The 16861-nt window shown below is 47.2% G+C and carries 16 protein-coding genes; 9 read left to right on the top strand and 7 right to left on the bottom strand.

The annotated features are described in order from the left end of the window. Positions 1-9 precede the first annotated feature (9 nt). Positions 10-513, top strand: coding sequence for a GNAT family N-acetyltransferase (locus tag ACKTT9_RS32980; protein WP_407869319.1), 504 nt, complete (start codon positions 10-12; stop codon positions 511-513). Here the strand turns inward: ACKTT9_RS32980 and ACKTT9_RS32975 are convergent. Both ACKTT9_RS32975 and ACKTT9_RS32970 read right to left on the bottom strand, forming a co-directional pair. Continuing rightward, positions 505-1569 carry a ParB/RepB/Spo0J family partition protein gene (locus ACKTT9_RS32975; protein WP_407869318.1) on the bottom strand — a complete coding sequence of 355 codons (1065 nt, stop codon included), beginning with the start codon at positions 1567-1569 and terminating at the stop codon, positions 505-507. The two genes, ACKTT9_RS32980 and ACKTT9_RS32975, sit on opposite strands and share 9 nt — an antisense overlap. 29 nt (positions 1570-1598) lie before the next feature. Beyond that, the gene (locus tag ACKTT9_RS32970) at positions 1599-2483 is read right to left on the bottom strand and encodes a helix-turn-helix domain-containing protein (protein WP_407869317.1); all 885 of its coding nucleotides are present in this window, start codon (positions 2481-2483) and stop codon (positions 1599-1601) included. Positions 2484-2700: 217 nt separating this feature from the next. Between ACKTT9_RS32970 and ACKTT9_RS32965 the strand changes: the two genes are divergently transcribed. Then, positions 2701-4995 (top strand): EAL domain-containing protein, encoded by a 2295-nt coding sequence (locus tag ACKTT9_RS32965; RefSeq protein WP_407869316.1) that lies wholly within the window; start codon positions 2701-2703, stop codon positions 4993-4995. Between the two features lie 53 nt (positions 4996-5048). Here the strand turns inward: ACKTT9_RS32965 and ACKTT9_RS32960 are convergent, their stop codons facing one another. After that, on the bottom strand, positions 5049-5855 hold the full coding sequence (locus tag ACKTT9_RS32960) for a histidinol-phosphatase (RefSeq protein WP_407869315.1): 807 nt from the start codon (positions 5853-5855) through the stop codon (positions 5049-5051). A 26-nt stretch (positions 5856-5881) separates the two neighbouring features. Continuing rightward, positions 5882-6784: a LysR family transcriptional regulator gene (locus ACKTT9_RS32955; RefSeq protein WP_127458534.1), complete on the bottom strand. Its 903-nt coding sequence runs from the start codon at positions 6782-6784 to the stop codon at positions 5882-5884. A 223-nt stretch (positions 6785-7007) separates the two neighbouring features. Between ACKTT9_RS32955 and ACKTT9_RS32950 the strand changes: the two genes are divergently transcribed. Both ACKTT9_RS32950 and ACKTT9_RS32945 read left to right on the top strand, forming a co-directional pair. After that, the gene (locus ACKTT9_RS32950) at positions 7008-8534 is read left to right on the top strand and encodes an MDR family MFS transporter (RefSeq protein ID WP_407869314.1); all 1527 of its coding nucleotides are present in this window, start codon (positions 7008-7010) and stop codon (positions 8532-8534) included. A 12-nt stretch (positions 8535-8546) separates the two neighbouring features. Beyond that, complete coding sequence (locus ACKTT9_RS32945) at positions 8547-9125, top strand: PadR family transcriptional regulator (RefSeq protein ID WP_407869313.1); 579 nt, start codon at positions 8547-8549, stop codon at positions 9123-9125. A 320-nt stretch (positions 9126-9445) separates the two neighbouring features. On the opposite strand, the gene ACKTT9_RS32940 is transcribed toward ACKTT9_RS32945, so the two are convergent. Then, the gene (locus ACKTT9_RS32940) at positions 9446-10240 is read right to left on the bottom strand and encodes a TIGR01457 family HAD-type hydrolase (protein ID WP_407869312.1); all 795 of its coding nucleotides are present in this window, start codon (positions 10238-10240) and stop codon (positions 9446-9448) included. Beyond that, positions 10237-11928, bottom strand: coding sequence for a PAS domain S-box protein (locus ACKTT9_RS32935; RefSeq protein WP_407869311.1), 1692 nt, complete (start codon positions 11926-11928; stop codon positions 10237-10239). The genes ACKTT9_RS32940 and ACKTT9_RS32935 overlap by 4 nt, the downstream gene beginning before the upstream one ends. Before the next feature lie 286 nt (positions 11929-12214). On the opposite strand from ACKTT9_RS32935, the gene ACKTT9_RS32930 reads away from it, so the two are divergent. Both ACKTT9_RS32930 and ACKTT9_RS32925 read left to right on the top strand, forming a co-directional pair. Next, the gene (locus tag ACKTT9_RS32930) at positions 12215-12673 is read left to right on the top strand and encodes a chemotaxis protein CheX (RefSeq protein WP_127458539.1); all 459 of its coding nucleotides are present in this window, start codon (positions 12215-12217) and stop codon (positions 12671-12673) included. A gap of 104 nt (positions 12674-12777) precedes the next feature. Next, positions 12778-13554, top strand: coding sequence for an SDR family oxidoreductase (locus tag ACKTT9_RS32925; RefSeq protein WP_164819836.1), 777 nt, complete (start codon positions 12778-12780; stop codon positions 13552-13554). A gap of 51 nt (positions 13555-13605) precedes the next feature. Here the strand turns inward: ACKTT9_RS32925 and ACKTT9_RS32920 are convergent, their stop codons facing one another. Continuing rightward, the gene (locus tag ACKTT9_RS32920) at positions 13606-13863 is read right to left on the bottom strand and encodes a DUF2573 family protein (protein ID WP_157326726.1); all 258 of its coding nucleotides are present in this window, start codon (positions 13861-13863) and stop codon (positions 13606-13608) included. A 288-nt stretch (positions 13864-14151) separates the two neighbouring features. Between ACKTT9_RS32920 and ACKTT9_RS32915 the strand changes: the two genes are divergently transcribed. The 3 genes from ACKTT9_RS32915 (at position 14152) to ACKTT9_RS32905 (ending at position 16861) form a co-directional block, all read left to right on the top strand. Beyond that, on the top strand, positions 14152-14673 hold the full coding sequence (locus ACKTT9_RS32915; protein ID WP_246069395.1) for an RNA polymerase sigma factor: 522 nt from the start codon (positions 14152-14154) through the stop codon (positions 14671-14673). Positions 14674-14823: 150 nt separating this feature from the next. Continuing rightward, positions 14824-16254, top strand: a complete 1431-nt coding sequence (locus ACKTT9_RS32910; protein WP_407869310.1) for a DEAD/DEAH box helicase — start codon at positions 14824-14826, stop codon at positions 16252-16254. Positions 16255-16315: 61 nt separating this feature from the next. After that, a complete protein-coding gene (locus tag ACKTT9_RS32905; protein WP_407869309.1) occupies positions 16316-16861 on the top strand; it encodes a hypothetical protein in 546 nt (181 codons plus the stop codon).

Here is a 16861-nt window from a genome sequence, read left to right as displayed (position 1 = left end):
CCATTGATTTTGGACATACAACGATTAGGGGAGCAGGATGTGCCGCAGGTGCAAGCACTTTTGATGGATGTGGTTTCACGGCTGCCGTCCAGTGCTTATTATTCGACGGATCGTTTAGAAGCGTTATACGAATATGTTGAGCAAAAAGGTGAGATGTACGGCGCTTTCCAAGGAGATACACTCGTTGCTTATACGGTGATTGCATTCCCTGGGCTAAGCGCCGGCAATCTCGGACGTGAGTTTGGCGTGCCTGAGGCAGAGCTGCCAAGAGTGGCTTCGCTGGAAGGGTCCATTGTTCACGAATCGGTGAGAGGACAAGGCCTGCAGCGGCGTTTTCATGCCTGGAGAGAACAGCGCGCGCGGGAGAAGGACATGCTCTATTTATATGCTACTGTTCATCCAGACAATGTGATAAGCCGGCAAAATTTAGAGTCCGCTGGGTTGACGCTGCAGTTCTCCCGCCCGATGTACGGTGGTTTACCAAGGCACTGTTATGCGAAAAAGTTATTTTGAATAAGCCAATTCTCTGACTTTTTTCCACTGGCTTAACTGCTTTTCCAAATGCTCGACTAACGTATCGACATCGTTTAGAAACTTGTCTTTTTCGCTGGCGTCGAGCTTGGAAGCATCGCTCTGCAAATCGCTCTCCGTTGGAGCTTGTACAACCGAGAGAAGTTGCTGCAGTTTCATTTGAATAGGGGCCACTGCCATTTCCATTGCCGCAGTCTCAACACGTTGAGATTGGCTGCTTGGCAAGTGCCCGCTTTGCTCCGCCAGTGGCGTATCGATCGTCGTGCTGGCTTTTTCTGCTTTTTGAGCTTTGGCCGGTGCCTTTGCCGGAGCAGGTTTAGCTCGTTCGGCGCGGTTGTTTTGAAAAACAGACCACGTTTCAACCAACTCGTGCCCCGATTTGTACAAAAGCTTCCCTTTCGTACTCTCCGAAATATCCTTATCTTTGAACATTTTTGCGATTTTTTTCACGTCGCTTACTGGCATTTCGTCTCTTGCAATAATCAAGGCAAGTGGATCGCGATGCTCGATGGCGAGATCTTTGATAGGCAGCAGCTGATCTTCGGTCAGCTTGTCCTTGCGAATTTCAGTGCCGCTGACAATCAACTTTTTGACGGCGTTACCAAATTTTAATAGATCACATTTATTTTTGATATAGGACTCAGGTTTGCCGAGTTTGCTAGAGAGGTACTTAATAGAAGAGCTGAACTTCGCATCGTTCATCAGTTTATGAAAAGCCTCGGCTTCCTCAATCGGTGAAAAACCTTCCCGCGTCAAATTCTCCGCAATTTGCTCCAAATAAATTTCCATCTCATCTGTCACATTAGACACAATGCAGGACATGGTAGGCTTTCCGAGCATTTTACTAGCTTTATACCTGCGGTTTCCATAGATGATTTTGTAACGATTGTTTGCTGTTGTTCTTACTTTAATGGGAGAAAGCAGACCAATTTCCTCAATACTTTTCATAAGTTCTTGAAGGGCTTCTTCATCGAATTGATATCTGGGCTGGTCCGTGTCTTCATCAATTAATGCGATAGGAATTTCTATAATATCCATAACATATCTCCAATCGTTCTAGATTTCATCTAAAGTGCGACATTGCGTTGTTTAAACTCCGTTGGGGTCAGTCCGGTAACCGCCTTGAAATTTCTGCAAAAATAATGAATGCTGGAATACCCTAATTTCATGGCTACGGCTTCAATGGTGGATTCGTGCAGCAAAAGCAGCTGCGCTTGCTTCACTCTTTCCAGAACCAAATAGTGCTTGGGGGCATAGCCGGTTGCTTCGCGGAACAACTCTGCGAAGTAGGTGGGATGATAGCCGCTTATAGCAGCAAGCTCGGGCGTTGACCAATTGCGGGACGCATCCTGCTGAATCGCTTCAATGGATGCTGCAATTTTGCTATGTTCGGTTGCAGCGCGAAAACGTTTGTCCATTTGATAACGCAGCAAAGTGGTAAGGATTTGAATGAGGTAACCGCGGGCAATTGAACCGTAACCGGGCTCTTGATGGACGAATTCCTTGGCGATCCGGGCAAACAGGCTTTCCAGCTGCGTAAACTCGTAGAAATGCCACATATCCACATCCCCATGACCTTCCACATGAACGGTATAGGTTTTGGCAGGTTTTACTAAATGTTCTCTCGTATGTAAAATGATTGTCGGTTCTGGATGTATGGCTTCGGTCGAGGCGGAGTCCCAGCTAAAATGGATGCTCCCCAGCGTCGAGGGACCATCGGAAGAAATGGTTAGTCGATGCGGTGTGTCTGAGCCATAGAACAGGCAATTCCCAGGCAGCAAATTCAGGCATTTGCCTGCGAATTCAAAACTGGCGGAACCAGCGACCAAGAGGATGAGCTGACAGTCGGGAATGGTGCGCGGCCCCCAGAACGTACCTGCTGGAGCTTGAAAATAATTACTGAAATTGACCGTAGGACGCAGACTTCCGAGAGATCCGAGATGCGTCTTCATAGACATCCCCCCACAAGGGTGTGACTTGCCTCTATTGTTTCACACAATCTGTGAAAAGTGCAAGACCTATTCGGGATGTAAACTCGTTCTATGTCCTGATTTTGGAAGACATCCATTTCATATAAAAAGATTGATCTAGCGGTTCGCAGATGAAATAATAGAGAGGAGATGTCGAATTATGACGTTTAAAGTTTAAGGATGACGGGAGTAGAGTCTCATGAAAACGATGCAATACACGATTATAGCTCTAGTTTTCGTCATATTGGTCTCATCTTCCGAGTTTGTTCTCGATAAGTACAGAAACTCCTTATTGAATGAGCTTAGAATGACCGAACAGTCGCAATTATCCTCAAGGGCTTTGGTATTGCAATCGGTTATTGACCGCAATTTTAACTTAATGGTCAGTCTGGAAGCTTATGTTAGTTCAAATTATTTGCAAAACAAAGATGATCAAGAAGTACTGAATTACATTGCTTCTCTATATCTTGGCGCTCAAGCTTCTACACTTAATCTACTCATTGCCCCCAAAGGGATTGTAAAGGCCGTTTTTCCGCTTAAGGGCAATGAAAGTATAATGAATTGGGATTTATTGAACGACCCTCGCCCGAACGTACAGCAGCAAATTGTAAACGCGCTAACAACGAAGAGGATGACCATGGATGGTCCGTTTAAGCTGCTGCAGGGGATGGATGGGTTAATTGCGCGCAAAGCGATTTATCAAAACGGGGAATTCTGGGGATTCGTTTCCGTTGGAGTCGATGTGGATCAATTGCTTGCGGAAGCGGGCATAAAGAACGGGGACCCCAGAAATGAACGACTTGCGATCCGCAATCCGGGTCAACCTGCCTTTTTTGGGGATGATTCGGTCTTTCAAGAGAGGCACACGAAGGCCAACATTGAGCTTGCGGATCATAATTGGGAGCTGGGTGCGCTTCCTCCGAACAGTGCGGTTGAGAGCATCAAGCAGCAGATTTTAGTGACACGAGCTTCATTCATTACGATATTGGTTCTCGGTCTGCTCTTCTTCCTTTATATGCTTAGACAGCGTGATACATTAAGTAAAGCAGTGAATGAGCGAACGCAGGAATTGCAGCTCGCCAATGAAGATTTAACGGCGGTGAATGAGGAGCTGCTAGCCGGGCAGCAGGAGCTGCAAGAATCGACCAAAAGACTGATGGAGTCCGAACAAATGCTTTCCTATCTGGCCTATCATGATGTACTGACAGGGATTCATAATCGTACGTATTTTCAAATGGTTTTGAAGGAACAGATCGTTTACAACGAAATCAGCCATACCTCGCTGGCGGTGCTGTTTTTTGACTTGGATAACTTTAAAATGGTCAATGATTCGCATGGCCATCATATGGGCGATCTGATGCTGCGTGAGGTTGTAAACCGGATTCAGCAATCCGAGCTTCCCTTTCACACCTTCGCCAGATTCGGCGGGGATGAGTTCGCGATTCTGCTCGAAGATTGCGCAGATGAGCAGGACGTTCGGGATTTCTGCGAGCAATTGATTGAGATTTTGAAGCCGTCGTGCCTGTTATCGGGCCGTGCTTTTTTCATCAGTGCAAGCATCGGGATTGTGCAGTATCCTTATGGCGGATTGACATGGGAATCCCTGCTTAAAAATGCGGATATCGCTATGTATATGGCCAAAAAGGAGAGCGGGAGCTCTTACAGTTTCTTTGATAAACAAATGGCGATGAATTCCGTATCCAAGCTTGAAATGGGGAACCACCTTCGTCAGGCCATGGATCGGAACGAACTTGAGATTGTCTATCAGCCGCAGATTGATTGCCATCTGGGTAAAGTCATAGGTGTTGAAGCCTTGCTGCGCTGGAACCACACGACGAAGGGCTACATTTCCCCTTCAGAATTTATTCCGATTGCCGAAGAAATGGGCTTTATCGTTACTATAGGCGAGTGGGTGATGCGTGGCGCCTGCATGCAGATGAAGGCGTGGCACAACATTTTGCAAGAACCATTGACGATATCCGTTAATCTCTCCGTTAAACAGCTGAATGATGAACGATTTGTCGATAAAGTGATTCAAATATTAGAGGAAACAGGCCTGGAGGCCAAGTATCTGGAAATTGAAATCACCGAAAATGTTGCGATGCGTGATGACCAGCTGGAGGCTCTCGGACGTTTGCGCAAACTAGGTATTGCGATATCCGTTGACGATTTCGGCACGCATTATTCTTCGCTCAGTTATTTGAAAAGATTTCCCGTTACCAAAATCAAGCTGGACCAATCGTTTGTTCGCGGCGTACACACTGATGACAAGGACCGGGCTATGATCAAAGCGATCATTTCGGTGGCCAAATCGTTCCAACTGCAAATTATTGCTGAAGGGGTTGAAACGGAAGAGCAGGCTAGATTTTTGGTCGCGAACGGCTGCAGCCAAATTCAAGGGTATTACTTCTTCCAACCGATGTCGGCCGATCAGACGCAGGTTATTTTGCAGATGAGTATGCAACCGAAGCTTGGCTTTATGAATGCTATTTAAATAAAAGAGGCTGCACCGGAGTAGAATCATCTACTTGCGGAGCAGCCTCGTTTTTATAGAGGAACAATTTGTTTTTGTTTATTTTTGAAATAAACCCAATGTTTGAAGCCGATCTCTTTCAGCGTTTTGCTCACTTCATCCCAGTCATCGCCAACACGGCTTGGAATATGCGCATCGGAGCCGAACGTTACCTCAACGCCGTAGTGAAGGGCTTGCTCTAACATCGCGTGCGAAGGGTACCAACCGCCCACGTCTTTGGTTTTGCCTGACGTATTGATTTCGATAGCCACACCGGTTTCACCGATGACTTTCAATGTTTCGTTGACGGCAGGCGTTGGAATGTCAGAGAAAGCTGGGTAAAAGCCTTTCATAGCATCAATATGCCCAAGGATGTTGAACATGCCGGAGCGGGCGGATTCCGCAATAAGGCGATAGTATTCTTCCTTCTGCTCGATTTTCTGCGCGTCATTCAAATCCTTCCATCTGTTGCGATTGAAAATACTGACGCCGCCGGACAAATGCACCGAACCGATGATGTAGTCGAACGGGTATTTGGCATACTCCTGACGGTAAACATCAACATGCTCAGGGAAATAATCGGATTCTACGCCTAACAGGACATCAATTTTACCTTCGTATTCTTTTTTCAGCTGAAGCACTTCCTCGATATAGCGGGGAAATTCACTTTTGGCCATGGCGATTAAAGGTTGTGCGTGATCTTCCGGACTTCCGAAATAAGGGGAGTGGTCTGAGATCCCAATCGCCTTCAAACCGCCGGCAATAGCGGCTTCGATATAGTCGCGAATTTTATCCTGGGCGTGCCCGCACCGATCATGATGGGTATGTAGGTCGAATTTCATACGAGAATACCTCCTAAGCCTGTAATTTATTCTGAGCCAAGAAATTGAGTTTCCGGCATCCCTTTTAAATCTCGAAGGAACTGCTGCATGGCAGAATTTAAGTAACGTCCCGACTTATATACTACACCTACAGGATGGGTACTATCCAACTCATTTACTTTTACAATTTTCAAAGTGCCGTGCCGCAGTTCATCCGCTACAGACAGCTTGGAAATGATGGCGACGCCGAGATTTAATTCAACCATTCGCTTCACTTCTTCACTGCTGGACAACTCCATGACAATATGAGGCGCGACATCATAGTTTTTGAATACTTGATCGACAAAGCGTCGCCCTGCGGTCTCTGGAGAAAGCATGATGATTGGAATATTGCGCAGTTTTTCAATGGATAAATGGGCGAATCGGCTGAGTGGATGCTGCGTCGATACAACGAGCTCGAAATTGTCATAATACAGCACGGAAGTTTCTAAGGCCTGATTTTTCTCAAATAAATAAGTAATCCCGATATCGATTTGACTATTCTCAACTGAGGTCATAATTTGTGAAGAAGTCATGGAGTGAATGGTCGTTTTGATCAAAGGGAATTGGTCCTGGAAATAAGAAAGCACCCGCGGTAAAATTTGCATGGCAATTGAGGTCGTCGTGCCGATGTGGATATGGCCTTGTGGTGTTTGGTGTAAATCTGACAAGCGCTGCTTGAGGTCACTGGCGATCCGCAGCATTTTCTCAGCATGCTCCAGAAATAGCTTTCCGCTATCCGTTAACGTGACAGGCTGGTTGCGATCGATGAGAATCGTGCCGAATTCGTCTTCTAGGCTCTTAATTTGCGCGGAAACGGCAGGTTGGGTCAAGTTAAGAATTTCGCCAGCTTTACGGAAGCTCATCGTCTTGGAAATCGTGAGCAACGTTTCCAACTGGTTCATATTCATGCGATTACCTCCTGCTATTCAAATTGTAATTACAAATAAAATTTATCGAAATTGTAAAGGGCATAAAAACCTTTTCTAAGCTTATTATATGATAGGAAGGAGGGGGTCGGCAATGTCTCCCGGAAAACTCGGACAACGGCCTGTCGAATTTCATTGCCATATACTCAAATTTGATTATAATAATTAGTATATAAGAAATTGAATGGTAAAGGAGATTTATTTCATGTCGTTAACACGCAAGTCTAACCCTACCTGGACAGTCGTCGGGTTGATGTTAGGACTTTTGCTGGCTGCGCTGGATCAAACAATTGTTTCTACAGCGATGCCAACCATTGTGTCCAAACTAGGGGGATTCAACCAGTATGTCTGGGTTTTCTCAGCTTATTTGATTGCTAACGTGGCAGCCATGCCGATTTTCGGAAAGCTCTCGGATATGTACGGTCGTAAGTTATTTTTTATCATCGGGATTATCGTATTCATGATCGGATCTGCGCTTTGCGGAACCGCTTCATCGATGACCCAACTCATCGTTTATCGCGCGATTCAAGGTATCGGAGGCGGCGCCTTGATGCCGATTACCTTTGCGATCATTTTTGATATTTTCCCACCGGAGAAACGGGGTAAAATGCAAGGGCTTTTCGGGGCCGTATTCGGTTTATCAAGCGTACTCGGTCCGATCATCGGCGCTTATTTCACGGACTATGTCACGTGGGAATGGATTTTCTTCATTAATCTACCACTCGGCATTGTGTCCTTGTTGCTTATTATTTTCGCCTACCATGAGACTGTGGAGCACAGCAAGGCCAAAATCGACTGGAGCGGTACCATTTTACTGACAGCAGCGATTGTATCCCTGATGTTTGCATTGGAGCTTGGTGGTAAAGACTATGCGTGGGCCTCCTGGCAAATTATTAGTCTTTTTGCAGGGTTTGCCGTACTGTTGGCCGTGTTCCTGACGGTTGAAAAATTTGCAGCCGAACCAATCGTTCCGCTCGACCTGTTCAAAAACCGCCTGTTCACCGCAAGCATGGGTGTCAGCTTTGCTTACGGGGCTGTTTTGATTTCAGGGGGGACGTACATTCCTTTGTTTATTCAAGGTGTATTTGAAGGCTCTGCAACAAGCGCTGGGTCTACACTCACGCCGATGATGCTGGGTGTTGTTGTCAGCTCCGCATTAGGCGGACGTTTCATAGGAAAATTCTCTTACCGCAACGTGATGCTTGTATCCGTAGCCTTGTTGATTGTGGCCACATCGCTTTTGGGTAGCATTTCGTTCGATTCCAAGCGCTGGGTCATCACGACTTTTATGATTCTAATGGGACTTAGCATCGGAGCATGCTTCCCGATTACTTCTATGTCCGCTTTGCATAAAGTAGACTTCCGGCGCAGAGGTACAGTGACTTCGCTTGTTAGCTTCTTCCGTTCCGTAGGTTCCGCCATTGGAGTTGCGGTATTCGGTAGTATTCAGGTAAACTCACTTAGAGATAACATTACACAAACCCTACAAGATCCGGCTATGGCTGAAAAGTTTCATGATGCGCGCGCCTTGCTGCAGCCTCAGGTTCGTGCCAACATTCCTCCCGATGTGCTGCACAAGCTGCTGATCGCACTTGCGGATTCCATTGCAGTTGTTTTTCAAACAACGATTGTTTTAGCTGTCATTGGACTCGCGTTTATCTTACTTATGGGGAATGCGAAGCTGGAAGTGGGGAAAGCTCCTGTCAAAGGGAATGCACCTGTAGGGCACTAGGAGGTAACCGCTATGTCGATGAAGCTCGTCATACTTGGTCTGTTGATGGAAGCCAACCGGCATACGTATGAGATCCGGCAAACGATGAAAGAAAGAGGCATGCATAATTATATGAAGCTGCAAGACGGCTCGCTTTATTATGCGATGGATCAACTGCGCAAAGACGGTCATGTGGAAGCACTTGAAGTCGTGCGTAATACGAATCGACCGGAGAAAACCGTCTTTCAAATTACGGAGGCCGGGAAGCTTAAATTTCAAGAGCTGTTGATCGAGCAGTTTCATGAAGAAATCAAACACTATCACCCGCTTTACGTCGCTCTGCCATTTTCCGTGCATGGCGATCAAGCCAAAATAGCCGATATCTTGGAAAATAAAATATTGGCTCAGAAAATGAGCATGAACCGAATGAAAAGCTTGTATGAAGAGCATAGGAACGTAGTTCCTCGCGTTATTTTACAGATGATGATTGGCACCTATAAACGTTCGTTCAGCGAGTTAAAATGGCTGGAGCAGCTGCAAAAGGATGCAAGGGAAGGCCGTTTGCAGGAAAAGGGCTCCCCGCCTGAGGTCGACTGGGACCATTTGGATTGATCGTGCGTCGGAGAAATCTCGAAAAAACCTTCAATTCCACACGCAGTGTGGGTTGGAGGTTTTTTTTTCGAGTGTCCATACGGTTGCTAAGGGAACTAGGATACGCTATTCCGTAGAAAAGATACATTTTCCACCCGTGAGGGGAACTACAGTCCGTTATTTTGCAGGAATGAGTTGAAAATCGGGTGATGGAGGCGGAATAAAGCCTTGTAGTTCCGCTCCAAGAGGGAACAACGTGTTTCTCCTGTTAATAGAGGCCTGTAGTTCCCGTAAATAAAAACCCTAGCGGTATTCCCGCTAGGGTTATTGAAATTTGCGGCTTATATCCCGCCAAGCCTACTAAACTGCGCGATGAAATGTGCCAAATCATCGCAAACCAGGTCCGGCGTCACGCCCGCCGACGCCATCTGCTCGTGCACGTTCTCCGGCGTTGCGACGCCGGTCAGCACGAGCGCCGTGCGGCACCCCGACACCACGCCTCCGCGGATGTCGGTGTGCACGTTATCGCCGATGACCCAGACATCGGCGGCAGGTAAACCAAGCCGCTCGATGGCGTAAGCCATGATGATCGGCGAAGGCTTCCCGATCACCACCGGCTCCACGCCGGAGGCGGCGGTGATCGAAGCGGCCAGGGAGCCAGCCCCTGGCATAAGACCTCCATCCGACGGCAGCATGCGGTCGGGATTGGTTAACACATAGGTCGCGCCGGCTTTCAGGTGGCGGACCGCTTCGGTCAGCTTCGCATAAGTGAAGCTGCGGTCAATGCCTTGGACGACGTAATCCGGAGGCGTCGTCTCCTCCATATCGAAGCCGGACGCCTCCAGGGCGATCCGCAGTCCGGCTTCGCCGACCATATGCACGCTGCGGCCCCGGCTCTGCTCGGTCAAGTACTTGGCGGCGGCCTGAGAGGACGTATAGACCGCCGCCTCCGGCACTTCAATGCCGAACGCCAGCAGATGTTCGGCGACTTGCGCTGGTGTACGGGACGAATTGTTCGTCACCAATAAGTAGGGCAATTGGTGCTGCTGCAGCCACTGAATGAAAGCAGCTGCATGTGGAATCGGTTCATGCCCCCGATATAACGTACCATCCAAATCTATGAGAAAACCGTTCATATTACAGACACTCCTTCGGCTATTTTAACTTGTGTGGAAGGAAGTGTAATTTCAACCGTCGTTCCTTCTTCCAACTTACTTTGAATTTCCATCATGCCCCCGTGTGCTTCAATAATACGGTAGCATACCATGAGGCCAAGACCGGTGCCTTTTTCCTTGGTACTATAAAAGGGTTCCCCCAGCTTGGGCAGCCGCTCTGGTGCAATACCGCATCCTTGATCGATGAAACGGATGGTGATGTTTTTCTTAGCAGCATCGGCTCCAGCTTCGATACGCATTAAACCGCCCTCTTCCATGGACTCCAGCGCATTTTTCAAAATATTGATGAAAACCTGTTTAATTTGCCTCTCGTCGCAAGAGACAGGGGGCAGATTAGGCTCAATATCAGCTTCGATTTGAATATTTTCCAATATCGCTTGAGGTTGTAGCAGCTCGATCGTGCTCATCACAATAGAGTCAATGGTTCGGGTATCAAAATTGGTAGCCTGCGGTTTTGAGACGAACAGGAACTCATTCACGATAAACTCAATGCGCTGCAGCTCTTTTTGCATAATTTCTATGTAATATTGCTCTTTGGTATTGTTTGTTTTCAATAATTGCAGGAACCCCTTCAAAGCTGTTAATGGATTGCGGATTTCGTGAGCCACCCCAGCCGCCAGTTGCCCTACAGCTGATAGCTTATCCGATTTGATCAGCAGCTCCTGGGTCTTTTTTAATGCGGTAATATCTTTAAATGTAATAACGGTACCGAGAATGTGCCCCTTCTCCTCCAGGATGGGACTCGACATGAACTCGACAGGGAAGGAAGTGCCATCCTTTCTCCAGAACAGGTCCTCTTTCATAATAGGAGCATCCCGATTTAGAATCGTATTCAAAACAGGACTTTCTTCACGCGAAAAAGGAGTGCCGTCGGCCTTCTCAGGCCGAATTAGATTATGTATTTGCCTGCCGAGCATTTCATCTACTTTCCAGCCGGTTATCGCTTCCGCAGCTTGATTCCAGAAGATCGTGCGCCCACTCATATCAATCCCATAGATGCCTTCGGAGACGGAATTGAGGATGAGCTGATTTTGCTTATAGAGTTTGTCGATAACTTTTTTCTGTTCTTTCACTTCTGTCAGGTCCTTGAGAATCGCGTAAATCCCCACGACTTGACCGTCGACTTTCGTCGGGACGAACGTTACATTAGAAGGGATCGGAATCCCGTTTTGATGAATAAAAGCAGCCTCGAAATTTTGCGGCATCCCGGCGGACGCCACTTGGAAATGATGCAAGGCTTTAAGCAAATCAGGCGGGCTGATCATTGGGATAAAAGAAGTCGTGGCGTTCTCGCGCCCAAGACCCAGGAGGCTCTCAAGCCCGTGATTGGCTGACAGCACTTCACCATCCAGGCTAAAAGAAATAATCGAGTCCGGATGATTGTCGTATAGAGATTGGTACCGCTCAGCGGTTTCCAGAATGGAAGTTTCACCTTTTTTGATTCTTCTAAGCCCGTATAAGGCTAATCCGAGCATCGTACATAGTACGACAATATCGATAGCCAGCCCGATGGGACGGTGCTCGACTACATATGGAAGCTGATGAACGATGAAAAAGTTCGTACCGATTAGCAGCAGAGCGATAATATGATAGACAAGCGTAAGTTGATATAACGTGTAATGTTTTATTGTCGTTTTCTGTTTCATCATGGTTGCCTTTCATCGCTCCTTTAAAAGGACGAATACCCTGCAAGCCTATCAGGATTCGACACATATTTATATATTCTTCCAGATTACTTGCTGTATTTCCTGCTGATAATGATCCATAAATCCAGATTCGACAATTTTAGTATGAAGGCAGGAAGAGTGTCTGTATGTGAGTATAAGGAACTATTTTATGAAAAAATACAGTATACTTGTCCTAGTATTTTAGGTATAATGTTGAAAAAGGTCGTTTTTGGTGGAACTTATTCACAAATGAGATCGGAGCGGAGCTATGAAGGCTGAGTACATTAATCCTTTTTTGGAGTCGGCTAGAATTGTCATCGAGCAGGTTGCTAACATTCGCCCAACTACAGGGCAGCTCGGCGTCAAAGACGTCAAATTTGTGGAAAAGTATATTTGGATCCAAATCGGGATGACCGGACAAATGGAAGGCGATATTGTATTCGGCTTGGCTGAGGACGTCGCTTTGAAGATGGTTTCCGCGATGATGGGCGGGTTTGTAATTACGGAGATGGACGAAATGGGCAAGAGCGCTATATCGGAGCTAGGCAATATGATTAGCGGGAATGCAAGCACCATGTTGTTTAATCAAGGCGTAAGGGTAGATATCACGCCTCCGAAGCTGGTTCAATCCGCGACGGCTGCCGGTTTTGTGCCGAAGAGAGCGCTGACGATCCCTTTGATTATGGATAGCATTGGCGAACTGGACATTCAAGTGTTAATTACGTAATATGAATATGGAATGAAATGTTGTATACATAAGCTAGAATGAATGGAGTACTGCGAAAGCGGTCCTCTTTTTTTTGTAATTTACTGGAATGGGGAGAAATGACGTTGAACATTTCGAACAAAATCGTCTTGATCACCGGAGCGTCAAGCGGCATCGGCGCTGTCATGGCACAGCAATTTGCGGCGATGGGGGCGATTCCCATTTTGACAGCCCGCAGTACAGACAAGCTTGAGTCGATTGCTGCAGGCATTCAAGGCCAGCATGCTGTTTACGCGCTTGACGTTACGAATACTCAGCAAGTACAGGACGTAGTTAGTCAGGTTATCGCGAAGTTCGGTCGTATTGATATTTTAATCAACAATGCCGGTTACGGGATATTTGAGTCATTCGCCGGTGCGCCGCTGGAGCACTTTGAGGATATGATGAACGTGAACTATATGGGGGTTGTCCGCTGCACGCAAGCTGTATTGCCTCATATGTTGAAGGCGGGAAGTGGTCATATTGTTAACATAGCGTCCATGGCGGGGAAAATCGGTTCGGCCAAATCTACGGGCTATTCGGCAACGAAACATGCGGTGCTTGGTTTCACGAACAGCTTGCGCCAGGAATTAATGCGAACGGGGGTTTCTGTGACGGCGATTAATCCGGGTCCGATCTCCACACCATTTTTCGATAAAGCAGATCCGAGCGGGAACTATGTTAAAAATGTAGCATGGTTTATGCTCAAACCGGAGAAGGTTGTGAAAGAACTGATCCATGCCATTGAGAAAAAAATACCGGAGAAAAATCTTCCCTTTGTAGCTGGCGTTGGCATTAAGCTGTTTCACTTATTCCCACGGCTATTCGACCGTTTGGCATCGGGGATTTTAAATAAAAAATAAGCGGGTCCCGGTCTATGGACTGGGAATCCGCTTTTTTTCATGGTGAGCGAATTACTTCGACTCAGGCTTGTTAGCTTGCAGAGCTTGATTTAAATCACGAATCTCTTCGAAAATTCGGCGCACTTCCGCTTTGCTTTCGGGATGCGTTTGATTCCAATGAGAAGTCAGGGCCGGGAGCGATTTATGAACATGATTAAAAAATGCCCATACTTTTATTTTCTCAAGCATTTCAGGCGATGTATCTCCCGTAATGAGTTCTGCGGTTTTTAACACAAGTGCGTTGAATTCTTTCTCAAAATCTGTATTCATAGTTTCATCCCTTCGGATGGAAAATAGTAAGACACTTCTAGTTTATCTGATGATATGACAGCTGTCAAAATAGGGCGACCCATGTCCATAGCACGAAAAAAACCAACATAAGCACTAAGTGGGTTTTATTACCATATTACAAAGTTTTTATTGTTGTTTACTCCCTTGCTTTGCCCTAAAATAAGGGTAAGAAACAGAGAATGTTTTTACCTGGTTGGCTAGGGGGCGTTTATTTCGAAGTCTCTCAAACTGTTATTTAGCAGTGATTTTTACACTTTAGAGAAGAGCGTGCAGGAACAGATATATCAAGAGTTTTATCTACTCGTCTATCCGATGATTTATTTTATACTTAGGGATCATGCGGCCGTGGAGGATATTATTCAAGAGTCTTTTCTTCGAGCTGTGCGGAAGGCGCCGCTGCTTCAGGATATTGATAAATATGAAAGTTGGGTCAAGAAACTGACCCGGAATGTCACGCTGAATCATCTTCGCAAGCACAAACGCAACCGCGATGAGCTAGAAACGGAACTGATGCTGTGCATCAAGGAAACGGCACCTACCTCGGATTATTTGGGTTCCCTGGATCAAGAAGTCGAGCTGAAGCTCATGCGGGAAGCCATCATCTCTTACATTAATCAGCTAACTCCCTCCTACCGTCAAATTATTGCAATGAAATGGATACATAATTTATCTTACAAGGATATGGCGATTGAATTAGGGGTCACTGAGGGTGTTGTGCGGCAGCGGTTATTCCGGGCCAGAGATGTCATCAAGCAGAAACTGCTGGAAGAATGGGGAACGGGGAAATAAGAGTCCAGATGGACTCTTATTTCTGCTTATAGGGAGAGAGCGGGCCGTCTATGTCTATGAGCAGCATTTTCAAAGTATCGATTTGTATCGATATACAGCGTGACATATAATAAGATCATTAGGTTGAATGAGAAAAGGGGTTTACGTCCATTGAGTACAAGCTTTGAACAGTTGCAAATTGCACAAACTTATTTAGATAAATTGAAAGATTTGGGTATAGGTGAGCCAACGCCGATTCAGGCAGAAGCCATCCCGGTTTTGAAACAAGGCAGCGATGCGATCATTCAGTCCCAAACAGGCACAGGCAAAACGTTAGCTTATTTACTGCCCGCTCTGGAACAAATTGATCCTGCGCAGAAACAGCTGCAAGTATTAGTTGTTGTTCCTACCAGGGAGCTGGGTATGCAAATTATGCAAGAAATCGAAAAATTAACGGCTGGCGGTCCGATTCGTTCGCAGTCTTTGATTGGTGGAGCGGCTGTTGTTCGACAAGTCGAGAAGCTTCGCTTGCACCCTCATATTGTTGTGGGGACCCCTGGGCGTTTGCTTGAGCTTATGAAAATCAAGAAATTGACTCTGCACCATGTGAAAATTGGCGTAGTCGATGAAGTGGATCAAGTATTTGAGCTTGGTTCCATGCAGGATGTCGAGTCTGTGCTAAAAGGCATGCTGAAATCCAGTCAAAAGGTGTTCGTGTCTGCGACCATTCCGCAAAGCACCGAGCAAGCGGCCGGTAGATGGTTGAAGGAGCCTGTTATTATTAAAATCAACCCGAGCCAGCGCACAGCGGAAACGCTGGAGCACATGTATGTGCTCTGCCAGGAGCGCGAGAAGGTGGATACGCTTCGGAGACTGGTTCGTTTGATTAAACCGAAGTCTGCGATTGTATTTATCAATGTTACAGACGATATCGCTCAAGTTGTGGCTAAGCTGCAGTATGTTGGGTTATCTATTGAAGCTTTGTACGGAGAAGCAAGCAAACAGGATAGGGCTAAAGTCATGGGGAATTTCCGGGATGGGAAATTCCAGCTGCTGCTGGCCACGGATGTTGCAGCAAGAGGGCTGGACATTGAAGGCGTGACTCACGTCTTCCACTTGGATCCTGCCACCAACGCGGAGTATTACCTTCACCGCGTAGGTCGGACCGGTCGGATGGGCCGCGAGGGCACGACCATTTCCATCGTGACACCGAAGGAGCAGTTCATTCTCGAAAAATTCGAGAAGCAGCTCGGTATCACGATCGCGCCGAAGGCGATGTACGAAGGCCGGCTCGTCGATCCGGCCCAGGACCGCAGTGCGGCTACGATGCGCAGCCGCCGTGAAGCTGCACGCCCGCGGGGCGCAGCACCTGTGCGCAGCGGCTCCGCCGGCTCGCACTATGCTGCCGCGCCTGCGGGCGCGGTTCGCACTAGCGCGCCGGCGACGGAAGCGCGCGAATCCAGCGCTGCCCCGGCGAAGCCGCCAGCGCCGAAGCACACGGCCGCCGGCGGCAAGGCCGTGAGCAAAGCCCAACGCGAGCGAGATCGCAAGAGCAAGGGCGCTCCTCGCTGGCTGAAGGAAAAACAGCAGAACAAAGAGTAGCCGTAATTTACATCTAGACTTATACGGCTTGCCAAATCTGTCTTCTGCGGGGTGTTGAAACGTGCTGCAAAAACGATTTATTTTTCTCATCGTGGTCGTCCTTATCCTTGCGGCCGCCACGGTGTTGTTCATCCGGCACATCCAACCTACCGAGGATCTAGACCTGAATTATCAAGAAATTTCAGTTGGCAGTAAAATCGCGGACATTGTCAAGAACCGGAAGCTCGAGGTTCAGATCACAGAGCAAGATTTAAACAATCTGGTCAAAAAACAGCTGTCAGCCCATCCAGATCTGCCCAATGGCATTCGAATCGAAGGAGCTAAGCTCACCTTGCAGGGAAGCAACCTCGTGGCTGACGTTAATGTGAGATGGCAGGACAAGTTGCCTGTTGGCGCCCAATTACTTTTTACCTTGGCATGGGATCCGCCGAATGTGGTCATTCAGCATCAGAGCACGACGGTTAGAGGCATCCAAGTGCCAAAGGAGTGGCTTCAGTTCGCTCCAATCGAGCTCTCGATCGAGGATCACTTGCCGCTTTTAATAGGAGTGAAGGATGTAAAGTTCGAGGAAAAAGCCGTACTTATTCAATTGAAGGCTCTGCGTTAA

It is taken from the genome of Paenibacillus sp. P36 (genome assembly GCF_045866505.1).
Taxonomy (GTDB): Bacteria; Bacillota; Bacilli; order Paenibacillales; family NBRC-103111; genus Paenibacillus_E; species Paenibacillus_E chondroitinus.
Note: the sequence above shows the minus strand (reverse complement) of the source record. Positions and strands in the feature narration are given on the sequence as shown.